This window comes from Streptomyces sp. NPDC050423, from assembly GCF_040655445.1.
In the GTDB taxonomy this organism is placed as follows: domain Bacteria; phylum Actinomycetota; class Actinomycetes; order Streptomycetales; family Streptomycetaceae; genus Streptomyces.
Window position 1 is genome coordinate 138,788 of sequence record NZ_JBFAJY010000004.1, and the last position, 20,040, is coordinate 158,827.

Below are 20,040 nucleotides of genomic sequence, written 5' to 3' on the forward strand. Positions count from 1 at the left end.
TGCAACCGCATATACGCCCTGGCGCAGCACAGAGCACGGAACAGAGCACGGCAAGCACCAACCAGCTGATGTCTGTGCTGACGAGTCGGTTCTCCCCACGGGGAATCCTTCCCGTGGTGCACGACTTGTTACAGGGGGCATCCGCTGCGACAGGCGACGTCCGGCACGTGAATTCCGACACGTGACGTCCGGCTGAAGGAGGCAATTTCATGACGCTCAGTCACACTGATGCTGATGCGTCCGCCCAGGTCAGCGACGAGGCGCGCCCGCTCCCCGAGACCCGCGCCGCCTACGACGCCGCCGCAGGGAAAGGTATGAGCCCATGAGCCTCCGTCAGTTCGAGTACGCCCTGGCCATCGCCGAGGAGGGCTCGGTGACAGCGGCGGCGGAGCGGCTGCACGTCGCTCAACCGTCGGTGTCCCAGCAGATCCGCGGCCTGGAGCGGGAGCTCGGCGTGCAGCTGTTCGCCCGCACGCCGGCCGGACTGGTGCCCACCGTGGTCGGCCGCGCGTTCCTGCGGGAGGCGGAGGTCGCGGTGAGCGCGTCGCGGCGGGCGCGGGCGACGGCGCGGGCCGGTGCCGATGAGCTGGTCGGCGAGCTGACGGTCGCGGTGCAGATGGGCTTTGGCACCCGACAGTTGCCGGGCGCGCTGGGCGCGCTGCGCCGCCGCTACCCGCGACTGGAGGTCACGGTCTTCGAGGAGCCGAGCTCCGCGGAGCTGGAGCGGCTGTGTCGCCGGGGTGTGCTGGACCTCGCCCTGATGGCGGCGTGCGAGCGGAGCCCCGCCGACGCCCACCACCTCGGCGACGAGGAGTTCGTCGTCGTGCTGGGCCCCGGGCACCGGCAGCTCACCGCGGACCGGGTAGAGCTGCGCGAACTGGCGGGGGAACCGTGGGTGAGGTTCGACCGCGACAGCGCGCTCGACAGCGTGCTGCTGAACGTACTGCGGGACAACGATCCGGCCCCGGCCACGGCCGCCCGCGTGTCCCAGACGGCGACGGCCGTGCGCTGGGCCGCCCAAGGGCTGGGAACGACGCTCGTCCCGGCCTCCGCGGTACCCGGCGGTCACGAGCACCTCGTTCGCCCGGTGTTCCCGGTCGTGTCCCAGCCCGTCATCGCCGTGCTCCGGCACGGCGCGGGCCCGGCGGAGACGGCCCTACTCGAACTCCTGCGTAAGCAGACCTGGTCCGAATCCGAGTCCGCTTCCGAATTCGAGTCCGAATTCGAGTCCGAGTCCCCGTCCGGGTTCGAGTTCGCTGCCTTCTCCCCGGCTCCCTGACAGCCGGGAGAGGGCGGACGCGAGCGCCACGTAATTCCCTTTCCGGAAAACCGTGTTCCGGAATGCCGTCGGCGTTTACCTCAGCCCCTGGGGAATTCGCCGCCGTCCACGATGAGATTGCTCGCGGTCAGCCAGCTCGCCCGATCGGACAGGAGGAACAGCACCGCATTGGCGATGTCCTCGGGCCGGCCGTCGCGCCCCAGCGGCGTGGTGTCGGCCGCGTTGGTCAGGTCCGGCCCTCCGCCCATGCGCGCGGACACCTCCGCCCACTGCTCCCGGGTCGTTTCGCCGCCGGGGGTGGCGGTTCTGCCGGGAGACACGGTGTTGACCCGGATTCCGAACGGGGCCAGCTCCAGAGCCAGTCCCTGACTGTAAGTCTCCAGCGCCGCCTTCGCCGCCACGTAGTGCAGGAACGGTCCCACGGGGGTGAGGACCGCGGCCGATGAGATGTGCACGATCCTCCCCGAGCGCCGCTCCCGCATCCCCGGTACCAGCAGCGAGTTCAGCCGCACCGAAGCCAGGTAGTTCAGGTCCAGCGCGTCCTGCCACTCCTCGTCGGGGATGGCCAGGGCACCCTCGTGAGGCTGCGCCCCACCCGCGTTGTGAACCACGATGTCCACCCCGCCGAGCATCTCCTGCGCGGTCGCGGCGAGCGCCTCCGCACCAGCCCGTGTCCGCACATCGGCCGCCACGAAATTGGCCCCCTCCGGCACTGTGCCCGTCGCCGACCTGGCGGTCGTGAGCACCTCGGCGCCCGCGTCCAGGAGCTGGCGCACGACGGCTGCCCCGATTCCGCGAGATCCACCCGTGACCAGGGCCCGCTTTCCGGCGAGTTCCTGCGTTCCCGGCCCGTTCTCGACTGTGGTCATGCCACTGGTCCTCTCGATCGCTTTTTAGTCCGCTCGAAGAAAATGGATCGACGCACACAGAGCGCGAATTCCGGTGAATTCACGGTGAGCACCTCGTCGAGCCCGTTTTACGGTACGGCCGGAAGGGAACGAGGGGCAAAGACGAAATGTCAGCAGACGCCATAGGGAACTCCTATGGCATCCCGGTCACGGAACGGCACGTCCAGGGGTTCAGTTGGTGCGGCATGGCGCGTGACGCCGCACCCGGGACGGTGGGGTGTGCGGACTGCCTGAGCGGGCTGCATGCGCTGCCCGCCGGGGCGGGGGACCTCGCTCAGTTGGGGACCTCGCTCAGTTGCCCGCTCCGAGGGCGCCGCCCGGTCCGGCGCCCCGCCCGAGGAGCGGGAGCATCACGCCCGCCAGCTCGTGGCCGACCTGCGCGCCGCCGCGGGCCGCCGCTCCGGCGATCCGACCGTCACCGGCCTGGTCAAGCGGCTGCACGCCGTGAGCGACGACTTCAGCCGGCTGTGGGCCGAGTACGAGGTGTCGGTCAGACGCGCCGACCGCAAGACCATCCTGCACCCGCGGGTGGGACCGCTGCTGATGGACTGCGAGACCCTGCTGACGCCCGACCTTGGGCCAGCAACTGATCGTCCTCACCCCGGCGGACCCGGAGACCCGCGAGCGGCTGGACCTGCTGCGGGTGCTCGGCACCCAGTCATTTCCCACGGGTCACCCCACCCCGCCGGCACGGCGACCCGACCGCCCCCTGCCCGGCAGCAGCGCCCTACCGCACCACCTGTGGAAACACCGTCCTCCCGGTCCCCCGTCAGCGAACGGCGCCCCAGCTCTCCGGCCGCGCGGCGGCCACCAGCCCCGCCAGCGGCAGCGTCGATGCCTGGGCGTCCCGGGCCGGCCGCGCCAGATCATCCCTGGGAGACGCACGGTCGCGGCGTAGAACAAGAACGGGGCTCCGGAGTGCTCCGCGAACCGCTCGACCAGTCGCGACTTACCCACCCGTCGCCGCCCACGCAACATCACGCACCGACCTGGCCGCTCCCCGCCGGCCCCTGCCGCCACCTTCCGCAGCTCTCGCTCCAACGTCGCCGGCTCCCGCCGACGGCCTACGAAATCCACCACGCCTGTCGAACCTTGCGGCACCTGACCGGTCCCACCAAGGAGGGGCCAAGGCCGACATCCCACAAGGAAGTCGCCGCCGTCGTGTCCATCGAGGTGCTCCGGAAGCACCAGGAGCGGGAAGAGCGCGAGATCAACCGGATCGTCGATGAACGCATGGCGAATCCGGCAGCCGGCATCCCTATTGAGGACATCATGAAGGAGACTCTCGCGCGCGGTGTAGTGAGTACCGCACCGTCTTCCGACCCGAAGCCCAGGCGGAACTCCGCAAGATCCCCCGAGACATGGCGCTCCGCATCCTGGCCAAACTGACCGGGCTGGAATGCGACCCGCTCGGCTTCAGCACCACCGCACTCGCATCCCGGCCCGAACACCGTCGCCTAAGCTTGACGTTTATCCAGTTGGGCTGGCGATGCGGGCGGTGGGCGGTCAGAATCCGCTGGAGGTAGCGGCACCAGTGTCCGCACCGGCCGTGCGGGGTTGTCAGTGGCGGCTGCTCCCATGACGCCATGAGCACTGTGCACGAGACCGCCTCCCTCCTCCTCGACCCCGCCGAACTACGCAGCTATTTGCGTGCGTTGGCCGTTCTGGACGCCACGATCGGCGACGACCCGAGGCTCTGCCACTACGCCTTCGACGCCACCTGGGGCCCCGGCGAGGAAGCGGCCTTGATGGAGAACGGCTCGGGGGACGACTTCTCGGTCCTCTTCACCCCGGACGGCGTGCTCATACGCGACTTCGACCACGAGTGGGAGATGAGCCCGTACGGGACGGACGACGAGCAGGTCTGGCCCGGCGTCATCGACGATGCACCCGCCGCACTGCGCCCGCTTCTGGACGAACCCGCCTTCTGCGATGAGGGCGCCGACGCCCCTCGGATCACCGCTTGCCTGTGGCGGGAGACCGGCGACACGGCCTGGCGCACCGGCTCGGGCATCGGCTTCCCGCCCGGCAGCGAGGACCCGGACGGCTCCGGATTCCTCTTCCGCCTCCTCGCCGACCGCTCCCCCGAGGCTGTCCGGACCCACTTCGAGGACTACTACGAGCGCCCCGTCCCTCTCGGCGCCGTCCGCCACGTCCTCGCCGGACATCCCCTCACCCCTGCGGTCGCCGCGGCACTCAACCCGGCCGCCCTCTCGGGCGACGCCCTGCTCCGCAGGGTCGCCGCGCATCCCGAGGTCGCCGCCTACCTGGCCTGCGACGGCGAGTTCGACCTCGCCCGCACCGACCCGATCGAGTCGATCGCCCTGCCCAACGGCGTCCCGGTGGAGCCTGTCGCCGGCTGCAACGCGGGCGGCACCCACTACCTCTGCGGCCCAGAGGTACCCGGCGGCCCCCGCCCGGTCCTCTACACCGACTCCGAGGGCCAGGCCTCTCCGACCGCCGAGTCCCTCGCCGAGGCCCTGACCCTCACCATCACCATCACCCTCCCGTCCTGGCACGACGCCCTGGCCGGCTTCCGACCTCCGGCCCTCAACTCCGACTACCTCGACGACCACCCGGACCACCCCGTCGTCCGCGACCGCCTCCTCGCCGCCTTGGGGCTTCCTCCGGCAACCGACCAGGAAGTCCTGGACCGCCTCCTCGCCGCTGCGGCCCGCACCATCCACGACGGCTTCCTCCCGTACGTGCCCGATGAGGAGGACTCCCCCTTCGAGCCGATGCTCGGACTGCCTGCCGACTGAGGCTCCACGCAAAGGTGATGGTGCGTCAGGAGTTCCGGCACCCATCCAGCGCGGGAAGCAACAAAGGGTCGACTCCCGAAAGAGTCAGCCCCTTGCCACCTGCGAACTCGACGAAAAATGGCGCGCAGCAATCAATCAACTACACGCTGAAGCGGAATGTATGCGGGCTGATCTTGCACCTGCGGCAGAACCCAGTTCAGGGCGCTTCCCTGCGGTTTCGCCGTCTTCGTTGCGTTGACCTCCGACGGACGTGTACGAATGTCCTGCGGACTGGCTGGTCCTCCAACGGCCTGGAAATACGTGGCCCCAGGACCGGCCCATCGATGAGGCTGCGCGGGTGAGCGGTCCGCCCTCCGGCCGAGGACGAGCCGCTCGACCCCGCCTGGCGACCCATCGGCCTGCCACGCGCCTCCTTCGAGGACTGGGACACGGACGAACGCGCCCCGTGGCCCGACGACCGCTCGGTGCTCTACTGGTGGCCCCGACCCTCTGGCGCCGCAATCACCCGGCTGGCGTCCCCCATCGAATCCCTCGTCCAACAGCTCGACGGGGATGACGATGCCCTCGTGCGCCGCGCTCGCGCAGCTTGTCGCCATCGGTCGTAACACGACGCTCACGATCGGCGGCGGACTACCCCCCGGGGGGCTCGGTCAGCTGACCGCCATCGAGCGTCTTTGAAGAGGTAGGGGGCCCACGCTGCGGCCCCGCCCCACGAAACGGACGAGAAACAACCAAGAACGAAAGAGGCAACGGGCAACACCGCCGAACCCCGATTCTCCAGGCGCGCGCCATGCCAGACTCACTTTCGGATGCGGACCGAAATGACGCCGTCACAGCAGGTGTTCGGCGTCGGGCTTCGTGTCGACCGGTGATCGTCGGATGACGGTGCCCGTGAAGGCGGACGGCTCTCACGTTCACCGTCAAGGGGAGGTTGATGATGAGCACGAATTTACGTTTTGGCCCGGAACTTCGCCGTTTACGAGTAGAAGCGGGGCTGACTCTGACTGAGTTCTCCGTGGCGCTCAACTACGACAAGGGGCACATGAGCAAGGTCGAGCGTGGGGAGCGTTCCGCGTCCCCCGAACTAGCCCGGCGGTGCGATGCCTTCCTCGGCGCGGACGGCGAGCTGCAACGCCTGGTCACCCGTCCCGAGACAGACTCGGGCACCGCTGAATCCCCCGCCGGTCCGAGCCGCTGGCTCGTCGGGCGCCGGGCGGTCCTCTCGGCGGGTGCGGGAGCCCTGATCGACGTCGGCCTGAACCTCGGCAGTCAGGCGCTGCCCTCCACCGACACCCCCCTCCTGCCCTCCTTCCGCATGCAGTTCGACCAGTTGCGGAAGCTGGGTCAGTCCACCGCGCCCGAGGTCCTGCTGCCCCTGCTGGAGACGCAGACCCGCATGATCGCCGGACTGGCCGCCGACGCCCGGTCCGCTTCTCGGGCCCCCGCGCTCCTGCTCGCCTCGCGGTTCGCGGAGTTCACCGGCTGGATGGCCCAGGAGGCGGGCGACAGTGACGCAGCACTCGGTTGGACGGGCGAGGCCGCCGCACTGGCGCGCGCCGGGGGTGACCCGCACCTCGGTTCCTACGCACTGGTGCGACGCGCCCTGGTCACAATGTACGGCGGCGACGCCGCTGGCACCGTCGCCCTGGCCCGGCGTGCCCAGAGCAGCGAACTCCCGCCGCGTATCCGGGGACTCGCGGCCCAACGGGAGGCCCAGGGGCACGCGCTCGTCGGCAACGAAGTCGACTGCCTACGCAGCCTCGACAGGGCGCGGGAACTGCTCACCAGCGACGACGCCCGCAATGGCGCTGAGCCTGTGATCGGCACCTCCCATGTAAGCGATCCGGCGGCAATGTCGACCGGCTGGTGCCTGCACGACCTCGGCCGCCCCAAGGCCGCCGCCGAGGTACTCGACCGGGAGTACCGCCGCCTTCCGCCGCACGCGCTGCGTACCCGCGCCCGGTACGGCTTCCGCCGGTCCTTGGCCCATGCCGCCTCCGGGGAGGTCGAGCACGCGTGCGCGATCGCCGGAGATCTCCTGGGCGTGATGCCGGCCGTGCCCTCGGCGACGGTGAACAGCGACGTCCGGCGTCTCGCACTGGAACTCTCCCGGTTCCGGAGCAGCCGCGCCGTACGTGATCTGCAGCCCGCGCTGGCCCGCGTACTCGCCCCCGTGCACGGCTGACCCCGGCTCCACCACTGGCACCGGCTCGAGTCGCCCGACTCGCCGGCCCTCTCGTCCCGACCCAGGTCCGTCCGGACCTGCGGACTCTCTGATCCGCTCCCGACGCAGAGTGCCGCGCCCCCGCTTTCTTCGGGCTGCCCGCGACCAGTGACGCGCTGGGCGGTGTGCCCTCCTCCGTACGCCTTCCCATGACTGCCCCATGCCGTCATGAGGTCACGCCCTCCGTCTTCGTCTTCCATTGCTTTCACGAAGGGAATCCGTATGTCCGACGTCTTCATCAACTACCGCACAGGCGACGAGGAGTCCGCCGCGACCCTGATCGCCCGGGAGCTCATCCGGCGGTTCGGCCGCGAGCACGTCTTCTTCGCCAGCGACTCGATCGAGCTCGGACGCCGCTTCCCAGCGGAACTGGCCGGGGCGGCGGAGAAGTGCGACGCGCTCATCGCGGTGATCGGCCCGCGCTGGGCGGAGGTCCGGGGGCCCGACGGCCGCCCCGCACTCGAAGCCGAGCAGGACTGGACCCGCCGTGAGATCCGGACCGCGCTCGACCGCGGAGTTTTAGTCATTCCCGTGCTCGTCGGAAAGGCCACGCGGATCGACCGCGTGGCCCTCCCGGAAGACCTGCGTGAGCTGGCGGACTGCCAGTACAAGCGCTTCGACCACCGCAACGACGACGCGGACCTGGCGGTGCTCGGCAACACCCTCGCCCGACAGTTGCCCGAGCTGGGCAAGGTGGACCGCGACGCCCCCGCAGCGCGGGACAGGGCGGAGACGAAGTCCCGGAAGGGGTCGGCCAAGGACGCGGGGCACACCAGGATGCGGACGCGCGACGTCGAGCAACGCGTGCGCGGCGGCATCGGAAACCTCAACGGCGACCTCGGCACGTTCATCACCGAGCCGCAGGGGCCGGTGAACACCGGTACGGGGCCCCAGTACAACGCCCCCCACTTCGAGGGCGACAACACCGGCGTCCAGTTCACCGCGGGCGACAACAGCGGCACGGTCCACCAGCGCTTCGAGCGCGAACGCCGGTACTCGGACGACGGACGATGACCGCACAGGACCGCGTCACCGTCAACGATGCGCGTGGCCCGGTGAACAACGGTCCGGGGCCCCAGTACGTCATCTACAGTGGAGCCACCCGGAAGATCCGCAGAAGTGCGAAACCTCTGCGAATCGTCCGTGAGGACCGGCTGTATCTGGCCGACCGGTTCGCCCCGCCGGCGAACTACCGCGTCGCCGCCGACCGCCTGGAGAAAGCCGGCTCGGTGTTACTGCTCGACGCTCCGCCCGGCACCGGCCGTCGCGCCGCGGCGATCATGCTGCTGCATGAGCTCGGTGAGGACGGGGACACCGACGAGGGAGACGTCCGGTTCGAGGAACTTCCCGTCCCGGACAAGCCCAGGGACGGGGGCAAGAACGAGGACGAAGACGGGGAACCCGCTGCCCCCGGTGCGGGGGACCGCTTCCTCCTCGACCTTTCCCGAATCGCCGACGAGGAAGCGTATGCCGGGACCCAGCACCGCTTGGCCGTGCTCCGGTCACAGGTCCAGTCGGCCGGAGCCCACCTGGTCGTCGTCCTGCCCTCGGGCATGACACACGCCCATCGGCCGGAACTCGCACCGCACACGGTGACGCTGGGACGTCCCCGGGGCATTGCCGTCATCACCCGGCACCTCCGGATGGACCTGATGCCCTTCCACCCCACTGAGCTGGAACGCCCTGACCTCCGGCTTCTGTGCGACCGCTCCCCCATGCGGGAAGTGGCGCGGCTCGCGGGGCTGGTGCGGACCGCTCGCGACAGCGGTCGGTTCGGCACCGACTTCGCGAGCTGGCTCGACCAAGCCCTGCGCGCGGTGACCGACCGCGCCACCGAGGTGGGCCGGCTAGTGGCCGGGACCCAAGCCGCGCCGGAGCGGGCCCTGCTGCTCGCGGCAGCGGTGTTCGAGGAAGCACACGCCGACACCGTCCACGAGGCGTGGCGCGGCCTGCTGAAGACGGTGGGGCACGAGGAAGAGGCGACCACCGAGCTCGCGCGGACGGATTTCGGGCAACGGTTGACGGCCCTCGGAATCGAGCGGGACCCGGACGGGCTGCTCCGCTTCAAGCAACTGGCCTACGCCGACGCGGTACGGACGTACTTCTGGGCCAACTTCCCAGGACTGCGCGACAAGCTCGCGGAATGGATAGGTGTGGCCGCCGGACTCACCGGTCTGACCAGCGACGATCGGGTGAGCGTCGTCGTCCGCTTCGGCGAGCAATCGCTGGCCGCCGGACGACCCGACCACCTATTCGACCTCGCGGCCCGGTGGGCGAACGACGCGACCGAGGCGTCCAGCGACCCGCGAGCCGTAGCGGCCCTCGAACTCGGCCTCAGCCACGAGGGCTCCGGGCTCTGGTTCCGCAGACGGATGTACGACTGCGTGAACTCCAGCTCCTTGTCGGACGGTCTCGTCCGCACCCTGACCACCACGTGCGTCCAGAGTCTCGCCTCGACCCACCCCGATCAGGCCGTGGTGCGGCTGCGGCACCTCGCCGTACGGAAAGGGGAGGCGGCCCGCGCAGCCGGGGAGGCACTCTTCGGGCTCGTCGGCAACGACTGCCGGCTGTACCGGTTACTGATCGACCGTCTACGGGTCCCGGCGCGCCGGGAGTCCCGCGCGGCCGAGCCCTCTCTTCGGCTCCTCACCGAACTGTTGCGGAGCGACCGGGCGCCGGACCCACCACAGTGGCCGGACCTGTGCCTGGGCTGGGAAACGGTGTTTTCCCAGCCGCCGACGAAGCTCTGGGACCCACTGGTGAAGAGCTGGCTCGACGCCGTGGCGGGCGACCGGACACGGGAGATGGCGCTGGACGGGATGGTCAGGGCGACGCACGGCCGCACAGTCGCCCTCCACCGCCTCTACGCCATCACCTGCGACTGGGCGGGCGCGGCACGCGACCCGGCCCGGACGGCCGTCGCTGCCCGCTTGTGGCAGCACATCGACCGGGCGCAGTACGCCCGCGCCGACCGTACGCAGCGTGCGGGCAACGGACCACGGACCACGGAGGAGGCACGATGAGAATCCGCCTTCCCAGCCTGCTGCTGGTCGCTCTCTGCGGCCTCGCACCGGCTGCGCTCGGAAACCTCCTGCACTGGTCGGTGTGGCTGTGGGGCTTCATGTCCACGGTCACGGCCTCGGGCTCACTGCTGCTCGTGCTGACGTTCCTCGGCAGTGGCCACCCGCGGGCCGATCCGTACGGGACCGAGGAGCCCGAGCCGCCCGCAGCGCCCACGGAACAGCCGTACCAGGAGACGCGCGTGATCGACGCGGCGCTGCCGAGCGCCGTGGACGGCTACGACTTCCTCTTCTCCGCCACCGTGTGGTGGCGGCCGGCCCCCGACCACACCGGCCGGTCCGACGGCGCTTCCCCGGCTCTCGCCGTGTCCGCGGTCGTCAGCCGGGCCCTGGAGATCGTCTGTCGCAAGCAGCCAGGCCGGGCGAGCTTCGCGCGGTTCTTCCTTGAGGGAGAGCTGAGCGTCCCGCTCCCCGACCGGAGCGGACGGGTGATGGCGCTGGCGGCCGACGCGACGCTGACGCTCGCCCCCGCCGACCGTGAGCGCCTGCGGAAGCTGAGTGATCTGCGCAAGGACGAGGAGATCTGGGAGTACGAGCGCCAGCACGAGCGCAACAAGCGGCGCTACCTCGGTGACGACGTGCTCCAGAGTGCGGGCAGTGCGGTGGTCTGGTGGCTGGCCCGGCACGAGAACGAGATCGAGAAGGCGGTCGACATGATCGGACCACTGGCCCAGATCGCTGCGGCCGCCAACGACGAGGAGGTACCCGAGCTCTTCCGCCACCTGCTCGTCCCACCCGTGGGTGCGCGGAGCGAAGCAACCGTCGGCGGCCCGCTGTGGGACGCCCCCGGCCCGGGAGCAGAGCCGTTCGACCGCGAGGCGGAGGTCGGGGCCGCCGATCGGCTGGTTCTGCTGATGGCGGCGGTGGGCGTGAAGCCGGACATGGACGAGTACACGGTGCTCGTGCACCGTGTCGTAACGAGCTTGGAAATGGCCGAGCTGTACGAGGCCGCCGACGAGATCAGGCGGGCCCTTCTCCCGATGTCCGACCAGGACGACGGCGCAGGCGAGGGCGAAGGCCCGGACGCCGATACGGGCGAAGGCGACACGGCGTCCCGGCCCTTCCGGGACGCCTCCCACCAGCCACACCGGCCCACAGCGCCTCGCGCACAGAACGAGGACGGGGACGAAAGCTGATCCGTCAGGCAGGTACGCCGACAGGGGCCGGCTCCGAAGTGAAGTTCCCCCCGAGTGCTGGACAGCCGGTGCCTACGCTGCTGGAGCGAGGTCCTGCGCCTCCGGGTCGCCGTCCGGGTCGGCAAGGAAGGCCGCCTGGTCGAGGAGATCCTTCAGGTACTGGCCGAGCTTGCGGTTGTAGAGACGGATAGCAAGCGCGAGGCGGGGGTTGAGGCGTCGGGCGGAGAGCGCGGCCCGGATGTTCGCCTCGTCGTCATGGACGAGGGCGAGCGCGGCGGCCTGCTCCACACCGGCGTCGAGCAGCACCTCGTCGGTCAGTTCGGATGCCTCGATCAGCCGCTCGGGCGCGTCGTCCCCGCAGACGACCATGTGGCCACCGGAGTTCTGCAGGAGCTCCGGCCCTGGTAGCGGCTGTGGGGGCACGTGGGTCACACAACGAGCCTGCCTGGTACGGCAGTCGGGATCAAGGCGCCCCGGCGTGTCCCCACCGCGGCGCCGTGGCCGGCACGCCTGCTGTCGTGCCGGCCCTCTCCGGTACGGCCCGGACGCCGCGTACCGGCGTCCTCCCACCGCCCTGTCCCCGCGCCGCTCCGGACAACGGACCCTCGTGGCTCAGCCCGGACTGATGGCCATCGTCACGGCCTTCGGCTCGGTGAAGAACTCCCGGCTGAAGGTGCCGCCTTCACGTCCGATGCCCGAGTCGCCGAATCCGCCGAAGGGGGCACGCAGGTCCCGGACGAAGAAACAGTTGGTCCACACCGTGCCCGCGCGCAGGGCCGCGGAGACGCGGTGGGCGCGGGACAGGTTCTCTGTGAAGACCATGGCGTTGAGGCCGAACGGGGTGCCGTTGGCGGCCGCCACCGCTTCCTCCTCCGTGTCGAACGGTGTGACCACCACGACCGGGCCGAAGATCTCCTCCTGGGCGACACGCGCCGAGGCGGGTGCTCCGGTGACGACGGTCGGCCGTACCGTCCAGCCGTCACCGAGACCGCCGAGGGCCACGGTCCCGCCGTCCGCCTCCACCGTGTCGATGTACGAACGCACCTTGTCGTAGTGGGTCTTCGACGCCAGCGGACCGAGCTGGGTCAACGGGGACTTGGGGTCGCCGATCACCAGTTCCTCGGCGGCGGCGCAGAACCGCCGGAGGAACTCGTCGTACACCTCGCGCTGGACGAACAGCCGGCTGCCCGCCAGGCACACCTGCCCGGCGTTGCTGAAGATGGCCTTCACCGACCAGTCGACGGCCAGGTCGAGGTCGGCGTCGGCGAACACCAGGTTGGCGCCCTTGCCGCCCAGTTCGAGGCTGACCGGGGTGAGGTTCCCGGCTGCGGCGCGGCCGATGATCCGTCCCGTGCCGGACTCCCCGGTGAAGGTGATGCGGTCCACCCGGGGGTCCTGGGTCAGTGCCTCCCCGGCCGAGTCGGGCCCGTAACCGTGGACGACGTTGAGCACGCCGGGAGGCATTCCGGCCTCCAGGGCGAGGCGCGCCAGGATGGTCGCGGAAGCCGGGGTGTCCTCGGCCGGCTTCAGGACGACCGTGTTGCCCCAGGCCAGGGCGGGCGCGATCTTCCAAGTCTCCAGCATGAGAGGGAAGTTCCACGGCGCGATGGCGGTGACGACGCCGGCCGGTTCGAAGCGGGTGTAGGTGTGGTGGCCGCTGTCCATCGGCAGGGCCTCGCCGGCCGACATCCGGGCGTGGTCGGCGAAGAAGCGGAAGTTCATCGCGGACCGCGGGACGTCCTTGGCCGTGCTGTCCGCGATGGGCTTGCCCATGTCGGTGGTGTCGGCCATGGCGAGTTCGTCGCGGTGCACGTCGATCAGGTCCGCGAGCCGGTGCAGGACCGCGCCCCGTTCGGCGAAGCCCATCCGTGGCCACGGCCCCTTGTCGAAGGCGTCGCGTGCGGCGCCGACGGCCTCGCCGGCTTCCTCCGCTCCGCCGAGGGCCACCTCGGACCACGGCTGCCGAGTCCACGGGTCGACCGTGTCGAACCGCGCCCCGTCGCGGGACTCCTGCTCCTTGCCGTCAATGATGTGCGGAATGAAGTCCTTCATCATTGCCCTCTTCTCTCTTCGATGGTCACGTCTCCCGCCGCCCAGTGCGTGGGCGGCACTTCGCGGACGATGACGCGGATGCTGTCTCTCGGCGCGCCGACGGAGGTCTCCACCGCGTCTGTCACCGAGGTGATGAGGGCGCGCAGTTGTTGCGCCGACCTGCCCTCCACGAGCGTCACCTCGATCAGGGGCATCGCTGTCCGGACTCCCCCGCGGCGGGGGCGAACGCCCCGGCAGCCGCCTCCAGGGGAACGACCTCGGCGAAGACCGTGCCCATCAGTCGCAGACTGTTGTGGTGCAGTTCCTCGAAGTAGCCGGCGACAGCCTCCTCGGGCACGATCGCGTGCAGGTCGCGGAAGAAGGCGTCCCGGACGGTCGACTCGATGCAGAAGTCGGTGCGCACGCCGGCCACGACCACGGTGCCGACGCCGAGCCGCTCCAGTACGTCGGCCAGCGCGGTGCGGTGGAAGGCGCTGAAGCGGGCCTTGACCACGACGGTGTCGTCGGGCAGCTGATCCAGGCCGGGCACGACGGCGGCGCCCCAAGTCCCTTCGCGCAGGCCCTCGGTGCGCAGGAAGGGGCTGCGCTGCGCGAGCAGCCCCACCGCCGCGTCGTCCGCCCACTCCATCCGGACCCAGATCACCGGCTGTCCGGCCGCGCGGGCCGCGGCGATCAGTGTGTTGATGTGCGCGGTGAGGGTGTCGAGTGCGTCGACGCGCAGGCCGGCCCGGGCGAAGACGCCCGAGGGGTCGCAGAAGTCGTTCTGCATGTCCACCACGACCAGGGCCGTCCTCGTGGTGGTGCCGTCCCGGCTGTCCGGGACTGTGGTGCGTTCTGTACTCATTCCACTCTCCTCACGGGTCGGCCGTCAGCGCCGCGTGGACCGCCAGCACCTCGTCGAGAACGGCCTGGTCTCCCCCACCAATGGCGTCCACCAGACGCTGGTGCACCTCCGCCCCCTCCAGGGTCGATGTGGACTCGGCCGCGGGGGTCACCCGGCGCAGCCGGCTCTCGACGAAGTCCAGGAGGGATACGTAGGTGTGCCGCAGGATCTCGTTCGGGGTGATGGCCGCGATGCGTTTGTGCAGCGACCAGTTAATGGCCAGGTAGGCCGCCATGTCCGAGCCGACCTCCGTCATCTGCCGCACCAGGGCGTGCAGTTCTTCGAGGTCCGCGGGACTCCGGTGCCGCATGGCCTCAAGGGTGACCAGCGGTTCGAGGGCATGTCGCATGGCGAGGGCGTCGGAGACGGGTACCGAATCCCCGCTCAGTTCGAGCATCTTGCGGCCGAGGCGGACCAGGGCCGGCGGCGAGGTGACGAAGATGCCGCCCTTGGCACCGGGACGGACGGAGATGGTGCCCCGTGAGCTGAGCAGCCGCACCGCTTCGGTGAGGGTGGCCGCCGCCACGTTGAACTCCTGCCGCAGGGTGTCCTTCGTACCGAGGCGGTGGCCACTGGGCAGGCTCTGTGCCGAAATCCGCTCCTCGATGGCCTTGGCCACCGTTTCGGCCCGGGACGAGGCCCGGAGGAGCTCGATGACGTCGCCATCTGCGTTCATGGTCCATGCCCTTCGACTGCGGTGGATTCGATCGCGAGCGTAGCGAGACCGGCCCCGATGTCCGAGCGCCACCTCCGCGCTCGGAGGTCAAGAACCGGTGGGCCTGCCCCGCCCACCGTAGCCCCAGCGACCACGGGGGAGAGGCCGCGCAGCAGTGCCGCGGCGTTGCCGCCGAGGACCGCGTCCTCCTGCGACGCCTCCAGACCCAGCGCACGAACCGTCGCCACGGGCTGCTGGTCCCTCAGGTCGAACGGCGCGTCCGTGCCGAGGAGAATGTGCTGCGCGGTCATGTCCTCCACCAGCCTCGCCAGCGTCTTGGTGTCGAACACCGCCGTGTCGTAAAACAGGCGCCGCAGGTACTCCGTCGGCACCCGCTCAGTGACCCGGGCCACCGGTTTGCGGTGCCAGCCGAGGTCGAGGCGGGGTGCGACGCCCGGCACGCAGCCGCCGCCGTGCGTCAGGCAGAGCACCAGGTCGTGCCGGTCCAGGACGCCGCCGAAGATCAGCCGCGATACGGCCAGTGCGGTCTCCATCGGGTATCCCAGGAGCTGCACCAGGTGGTAGTCGGCCAGCCGGTCGCGCGAGGACACCCGGCTCGGGTGCAGGAGGGTGAAGCACCTGCGCTCGGCGAGCGCCGCCCACAGGTCCTCGTTGACCGGGTCGTCCAGTTCCCGGCCCGCCCCGTAGCTGCCCACGGTCGCGCCCGCGAAGCCCAGTTCGTCCATGCACCGGGCCAGCTCCTCGGCCGCGTCGGGCAGTCCGACGGGGACCGTGGCCAGGCCCACCAGGCGGCCGGACGACGCCGCGACGAACTCCGCGAGGGCGTCGTTCGCCCGGCGGGTGACGTCCATGACGAGCGAGGCGTCCGATGACTCGGAGGCGAAGACGAACGGCGGTGCCGCGACCGCCTGGTGGGTCACACCCATGCTCTCCAGTGACGCCAGGCGCAGCTCCAGGTCGTACTGCTCGGGCGGGAACGGGATGGCGGCGCCGGGGGCCAGGCCGCACAGGTCGGGGTCGAGCCTAAGTACGTGATCGCCCATGCCCGACAGGTCCGCGAGGCCGCGGCGTTCCAGCTGCCGCAGCAAAGGCATCGGCAGGGCGTGCGTGTGGATGTCGATCACGGGCCGGTCTCTCGCGGCCCGAGCGCCCATCAGCTGTTCACTCATCGCGCTCCGCCATGTACGTCTCGAACTCGTCGCCGAGCAGTGAGCGGATGAGTGCGGTGGCGGCGTCGGAGGTCCCGGCTTTCTCACCGTTGCCGTGCACGAGGCGGGCGAGCTGGGAGAGCAGGTAAGGGTGCAGGCCCAGCTCGTGCAGCACGCGGTAGTCGCGGGTGCTGATGGCCGTGCGCTCCTCGTCGGTGAGCGGGTAGTCCGCCAGCACTCGCTGCTCGTCGGACTCGAACCGCTTGCGCAGCTCGGTGTCCCATTTCAGGTCCTGCACCAGGTCGTTGGTCCGCAGCAGCGGATTGAATCGGTCGAGCGCCATGTCACTGGTCCTTCCGTCATCCGGTCGTCGGGGAGGGAGCCGATCGTCGAGGTGGTGGCCGGTCGGCCACCGCGAGGGTCACAGGTGCCACTGCACCGCGCCGACGCCGCAACGCCACTGGTCGACCGCGGCGTATCCCAGCGACGTACACGGCCGTGGTCCGACGGCTCCCATGACGACCATCCAGGACAGGAGTTCGGCGGTGCCTCCGGAGCCGACTTCCTCCATGCGCTCGAAGGTGGCCTGCGACAGAACCTGCTCGTGGTCGCCGGCCTCCAGAAGGTCGAGGAACCAGCGGTCGAACTTCTCGTCGATCTCCAGGTAGCGCGGCCCGCCCGGTTCGTGGCTGAGTCCGCCGGACCCCAGCAGGCCGACCCGCAGTCCGTCGGGCAGTTGGGTCCTGATGGCGTCGCCGAGCGTCTGGCCGAAGCTGTAGCAGGCGCGTTCGTCCGGGACCGGGGGGACGGTGCAGTTCTGCAGCACCGGCACGATCGCCACCCCGGCGGACTCCAGGCGCGCCATGTGGACCGGGACCGACAGGTTGTCGTCGAAGCGGAGGTTGTGCTCGACACCCCTGACGTTCAGTCCGGTGTCGCGTACGGCCTCGTGGAGAATCGCGGCGCTCTCGGGTGAGCCCGGCAGGTCGTAGTCGGCCATGCGCAGCCACGGCTTGAACCAGTCGTCGGGGCCGGTATGCCGGGGGGCCTGGCCGAAGGTGAAGTCGGCGTAGTCGTTGAGCCGGGCGTTGGCCACGTGGTCGTTGCCGATGACGAGGAGTATGTCCGTGCGCGACTCGACCACGGCGTCGTGGATCGCGTCGTAAGCCTTGCGGACCGTCGCCTGGTCCGCCTCGGGGGCCTTGTCGAACCAGCCGGCCAGGCCAGGAGCGTGACTGGCGGCCATCGCCAAAGATATCTCTGCCATCATTCCTCCGGATTCAGATACCGCCGTAGTTGGATACGCCGGTTTCCTTAAGCTGCTTCAGCCTCGGTCGGCCTTGCCGACGGCGGAGCCGTCGCCCGACGTGGTGTGGTACGTCTTCGCCCGCTGCACCTGCTCGTGGACGTGGGCCCGCAGTTCCCCGAAGCGGGGCGCGGAGCGGGTGGTTATCTGGTCCCGCTCGGCGGGCAGGTCGACCGTGATGTCCTCCATGACCACCGTGGGTGACGCGGACAGCACCAGGACGCGCTGCCCCAGGTACACCGCTTCGTCGATGTCGTGGGTGACGAACAGCAGCGTCATCCCCAGGCGCTGCCACAACGACCGTGTGAGGTCCTCCAGTTCGGCCCGGGTCTGCGCGTCCACGGCGGCGAACGGCTCGTCCATGAGCATCACGGCCGGCTCGTAGGCGACGGCCCGGGCGATGGCGACGCGCTGCTGCATGCCACCCGACAGCTGCCAGGGGTGGGCGTCGGCCACATCGGTCAGGCCGACCGCCTCCAGCGCCTGGGCCACCAGTTCGGCGCGGCGCCCCTTGGACAGCTTCTTCTGCTTCAGCGGCAGGTCGATGTTGCCCTGGACCGTCATCCACGGAAACAGGCTGCGGCCGTACTCCTGGAAGACCACGGCCATGCCCGGCGGCGGCTCCACCACCCGCTCGTCACCGAGCCGCACCTCGCCGGAGGTGGGGGCAAGCAGGCCGGCGACACACTTCAGGAGCGTGGTCTTGCCCGCCCCGGAGGGGCCGACTATGCAGACCAGCTCTCCCCCGCCGAGACTGAAGGTGAGGTCGCGTACCGCCTCGACGCTCCGGCCGGCACCCTGGTAGATCTTCTGCACCCCCCGCACGTCGAGACGGGCTGGGCCCGCACCCGTGGACAGGGCGGAGTCAACATGCGTCATGGTCATTTCTCTCCCCTTTGGGAACGCCGCAGGCCGTGGTACCAACCGAGAACTCGGGAGTCGAAGCGGTCGAAGAGCAGTGAGAGGGCGAACCCGAGCAGGCCGAGCAGGATGATCCCGCTCCACATGGCGGGGACCGCGAAGCTGCGCTGGAACTGGACGATGGTGAAGCCGAGTCCGTTCGAGCTGGCGAACATCTCGCTGATCACCATCAGGATGATCGAGATGGACAGGGCCTGCCGCATGCCCGCGACGATCTGCGGACTCGCCGCGGGCAGGACCAGATGCCGCAGCCGGGCGAAGCCGGTGATGCCGTAGCACCGCGCGCTGTCCGACAGCACATTGTCGACGGCCCGTACGCCTTCCACCGTGTTGAGCAGGACCGGCCAGACGGCGCCCGAGATGATGACGAGGATCTTCATTCCGTCACCGACACCGCTGAAGAGCATCAGGATCGGGATCAGCACCGTGGGCGGGATGGCCCGGAAGAACTCGAGGATCGGCTCGGTCAGGGCCCGCAGCCGGGGCAGGGAGCCCAGGAGCGTGCCGAGAACCACGCCCACACAGACGGCGCCCGCGTAACCGGCGGCAAGGCGGGCCAGGCTCGGCAGCACATCTCCGGTGACGCGTTCCCACCCCCAGGTGTCGGCGAACGCGGACAGGATCGTGCCGAGCGAGGGGTAGTAGAAGCTGGTGGTCCGGCCGCCGAGCACCGCCCATGAAGCCACCAGCACCGCCGGTAGTGCGAGCAGGTAGGCCGCCTTGCGGGCCCATACGCCGAGGACGCTCACGCCGTGCCCTCCTTGCGTACCGAGGTGTGCCAGGACAGCAAGGTCCGCTCCAGTACCCGGAAGACGATGTTGACGCAGAGTCCGAGCAGCCCGGTCACCGCGACCAGCGCATAGGTCTCCGGTACGGCGTCGGCGGCCTGGGCCGAGGCGATCAGGCTGCCGAGCCCGGAACCGCCGATGATCAGCTCGGCGCTGACGGCCAGGATCAGGGCCACCGAGGCCGCAAGCCGCAAGCCGGTCATGAAGTACGGCAGCGTGGTGGGCCACAGCAGGTAGCGCAGGCGCGCCAGTGGCGACAGCCGGTAGGAGGCCGCGGTGTCCCGGGCCACCGGGTCGATGTCCCGTACACCGCTGAGTACTTGGAGGAGCACGGGCCAGAACGAGGCATACACGACAAGGAGCAGGGTGGAGCGCAGCCCGGTGCCGTAGACAAGGACCGCCAGCGGGACGAGTGCCACCGAAGGGATCGGCCGCAGGAACTCGATGGTCGAGGCCGTGGCCTTACGCAGCACCTCCACGCTGCCGAGCAGCAGCCCGAGGGCCGTCCCCGCCACGACGGCGATGGCCAGTCCGATCCCCCAGCCCTGCAAGGTGTCCGTCAGCGCCGTCCAGAAGGCGGAGCCCCCCGCTTCCCCCGCCAGGGCACGGGCCATGTCGCTGACCGGCGGCAGGTGGCGGTCACTCACCAGGCCGAGCCGGGGCAGCGCCTCCACCACACCGGCGAAGATCAGCACTCCGGCCGCCCCGAGGACCGGGTCGGGTACGGACCGGCGCCGCGGCCGGCCGTCGGGGTCCGGTGCCGGACGGACGCCGGAGGTCTGGCTCTTCGTCACGGACGCCGGACCGTCCGCGGTCCGTTCGTCCGCAGCAGATGCGGACGGCGTCGCCGGTCCGTCACCGCTGTGCGGCTGTAGTT

Annotated in this window: 17 protein-coding genes and 5 pseudogenes; 9 read left to right on the forward strand and 13 right to left on the reverse strand. The window is 70.2% G+C overall.

Features of this window, described 5'->3' with window-relative positions; translation table 11 throughout:
- Nucleotides 1–322: 322 nt before the first annotated feature.
- Nucleotides 323–1,279 carry a LysR family transcriptional regulator gene (locus AB0I52_RS05010; RefSeq protein ID WP_363069002.1) on the forward strand — a complete coding sequence of 319 codons (957 nt, stop codon included), beginning with the start codon at nt 323–325 and terminating at the stop codon, nt 1,277–1,279.
- A gap of 80 nt (nt 1,280–1,359) precedes the next feature.
- On the opposite strand, the gene AB0I52_RS05015 is transcribed toward AB0I52_RS05010, so the two are convergent.
- On the reverse strand, nt 1,360–2,148 hold the full coding sequence (locus AB0I52_RS05015) for an SDR family oxidoreductase (protein WP_363069004.1): 789 nt from the start codon (nt 2,146–2,148) through the stop codon (nt 1,360–1,362).
- 342 nt (nt 2,149–2,490) lie between these two features.
- On the opposite strand from AB0I52_RS05015, the pseudogene AB0I52_RS05020 reads away from it, so the two are divergent.
- Nucleotides 2,491–2,860, forward strand: a pseudogene (locus tag AB0I52_RS05020) (transcriptional regulator); the annotation flags it as partial.
- A 111-nt stretch (nt 2,861–2,971) separates the two neighbouring features.
- Here AB0I52_RS05020 and AB0I52_RS05025 read toward each other — a convergent pair.
- Nucleotides 2,972–3,267, reverse strand: a pseudogene (locus AB0I52_RS05025) (ATP-binding protein); the annotation flags it as partial.
- A 12-nt stretch (nt 3,268–3,279) separates the two neighbouring features.
- Between AB0I52_RS05025 and AB0I52_RS05030 the strand changes: the two are divergent.
- The 7 genes and pseudogenes from AB0I52_RS05030 to AB0I52_RS05060 all read left to right on the forward strand — a co-directional run.
- Nucleotides 3,280–3,480 (forward strand): annotated as a pseudogene (locus AB0I52_RS05030) (hypothetical protein); the annotation flags it as partial.
- Nucleotides 3,481–3,536: 56 nt separating this feature from the next.
- Nucleotides 3,537–3,647: pseudogene (locus AB0I52_RS05035) on the forward strand (type II toxin-antitoxin system RelE/ParE family toxin); the annotation flags it as partial.
- 126 nt (nt 3,648–3,773) lie between these two features.
- Nucleotides 3,774–4,949: a hypothetical protein gene (locus tag AB0I52_RS05040; protein WP_363069006.1), complete on the forward strand. Its 1,176-nt coding sequence runs from the start codon at nt 3,774–3,776 to the stop codon at nt 4,947–4,949.
- A 937-nt stretch (nt 4,950–5,886) separates the two neighbouring features.
- Nucleotides 5,887–7,134: a helix-turn-helix transcriptional regulator gene (locus AB0I52_RS05045; protein WP_363069155.1), complete on the forward strand. Its 1,248-nt coding sequence runs from the start codon at nt 5,887–5,889 to the stop codon at nt 7,132–7,134.
- 261 nt (nt 7,135–7,395) lie between these two features.
- Nucleotides 7,396–8,187 (forward strand): toll/interleukin-1 receptor domain-containing protein, encoded by a 792-nt coding sequence (locus AB0I52_RS05050; RefSeq protein ID WP_363069008.1) that lies wholly within the window; start codon nt 7,396–7,398, stop codon nt 8,185–8,187.
- Nucleotides 8,184–10,196, forward strand: coding sequence for a hypothetical protein (locus tag AB0I52_RS05055; RefSeq protein WP_363069010.1), 2,013 nt, complete (start codon nt 8,184–8,186; stop codon nt 10,194–10,196). Before AB0I52_RS05050 ends, AB0I52_RS05055 begins: the two co-directional genes overlap by 4 nt.
- Nucleotides 10,193–11,389, forward strand: coding sequence for a hypothetical protein (locus AB0I52_RS05060; protein ID WP_363069012.1), 1,197 nt, complete (start codon nt 10,193–10,195; stop codon nt 11,387–11,389). Before AB0I52_RS05055 ends, AB0I52_RS05060 begins: the two co-directional genes overlap by 4 nt.
- Before the next feature lie 108 nt (nt 11,390–11,497).
- Here AB0I52_RS05060 and AB0I52_RS05065 read toward each other — a convergent pair.
- The 11 genes and pseudogenes from AB0I52_RS05065 to AB0I52_RS05115 all read right to left on the reverse strand — a co-directional run.
- Nucleotides 11,498–11,731: pseudogene (locus AB0I52_RS05065) on the reverse strand (NAD-binding protein); the annotation flags it as partial.
- Nucleotides 11,732–12,001: 270 nt separating this feature from the next.
- Nucleotides 12,002–13,441, reverse strand: a complete 1,440-nt coding sequence (locus AB0I52_RS05070; protein ID WP_363069157.1) for an aldehyde dehydrogenase — start codon at nt 13,439–13,441, stop codon at nt 12,002–12,004.
- Nucleotides 13,441–13,635 carry a 2-hydroxymuconate tautomerase gene (locus tag AB0I52_RS05075; protein ID WP_363069014.1) on the reverse strand — a complete coding sequence of 65 codons (195 nt, stop codon included), beginning with the start codon at nt 13,633–13,635 and terminating at the stop codon, nt 13,441–13,443. The genes AB0I52_RS05070 and AB0I52_RS05075 overlap by 1 nt, the downstream gene beginning before the upstream one ends.
- Nucleotides 13,626–14,285, reverse strand: a complete 660-nt coding sequence (locus tag AB0I52_RS05080; protein ID WP_363069016.1) for an isochorismatase family cysteine hydrolase — start codon at nt 14,283–14,285, stop codon at nt 13,626–13,628. The genes AB0I52_RS05075 and AB0I52_RS05080 overlap by 10 nt, the downstream gene beginning before the upstream one ends.
- Before the next feature lie 10 nt (nt 14,286–14,295).
- The gene (locus AB0I52_RS05085) at nt 14,296–15,000 is read right to left on the reverse strand and encodes an FCD domain-containing protein (protein WP_363069018.1); all 705 of its coding nucleotides are present in this window, start codon (nt 14,998–15,000) and stop codon (nt 14,296–14,298) included.
- Entirely contained in the window at nt 14,997–16,169 is a 1,173-nt protein-coding gene (locus AB0I52_RS05090) for an amidohydrolase family protein (RefSeq protein ID WP_363069020.1), read from the reverse strand. Before AB0I52_RS05090 ends, AB0I52_RS05085 begins: the two co-directional genes overlap by 4 nt.
- Nucleotides 16,162–16,491, reverse strand: a complete 330-nt coding sequence (locus tag AB0I52_RS05095; RefSeq protein WP_363069022.1) for an extradiol ring-cleavage dioxygenase — start codon at nt 16,489–16,491, stop codon at nt 16,162–16,164. Before AB0I52_RS05095 ends, AB0I52_RS05090 begins: the two co-directional genes overlap by 8 nt.
- Nucleotides 16,492–16,569: 78 nt before the next feature.
- A complete protein-coding gene (locus tag AB0I52_RS05100) occupies nt 16,570–17,394 on the reverse strand; it encodes a hypothetical protein (protein ID WP_363069024.1) in 825 nt (274 codons plus the stop codon).
- Between the two features lie 78 nt (nt 17,395–17,472).
- Complete coding sequence (locus AB0I52_RS05105; RefSeq protein WP_363069026.1) at nt 17,473–18,339, reverse strand: ABC transporter ATP-binding protein; 867 nt, start codon at nt 18,337–18,339, stop codon at nt 17,473–17,475.
- A complete protein-coding gene (locus AB0I52_RS05110) occupies nt 18,336–19,124 on the reverse strand; it encodes an ABC transporter permease (RefSeq protein ID WP_363069028.1) in 789 nt (262 codons plus the stop codon). The genes AB0I52_RS05105 and AB0I52_RS05110 overlap by 4 nt, the downstream gene beginning before the upstream one ends.
- Nucleotides 19,121–19,957 carry an ABC transporter permease gene (locus tag AB0I52_RS05115; protein WP_363069159.1) on the reverse strand — a complete coding sequence of 279 codons (837 nt, stop codon included), beginning with the start codon at nt 19,955–19,957 and terminating at the stop codon, nt 19,121–19,123. Before AB0I52_RS05115 ends, AB0I52_RS05110 begins: the two co-directional genes overlap by 4 nt.
- Between the last annotated feature and the right edge of the window lie 83 nt (nt 19,958–20,040).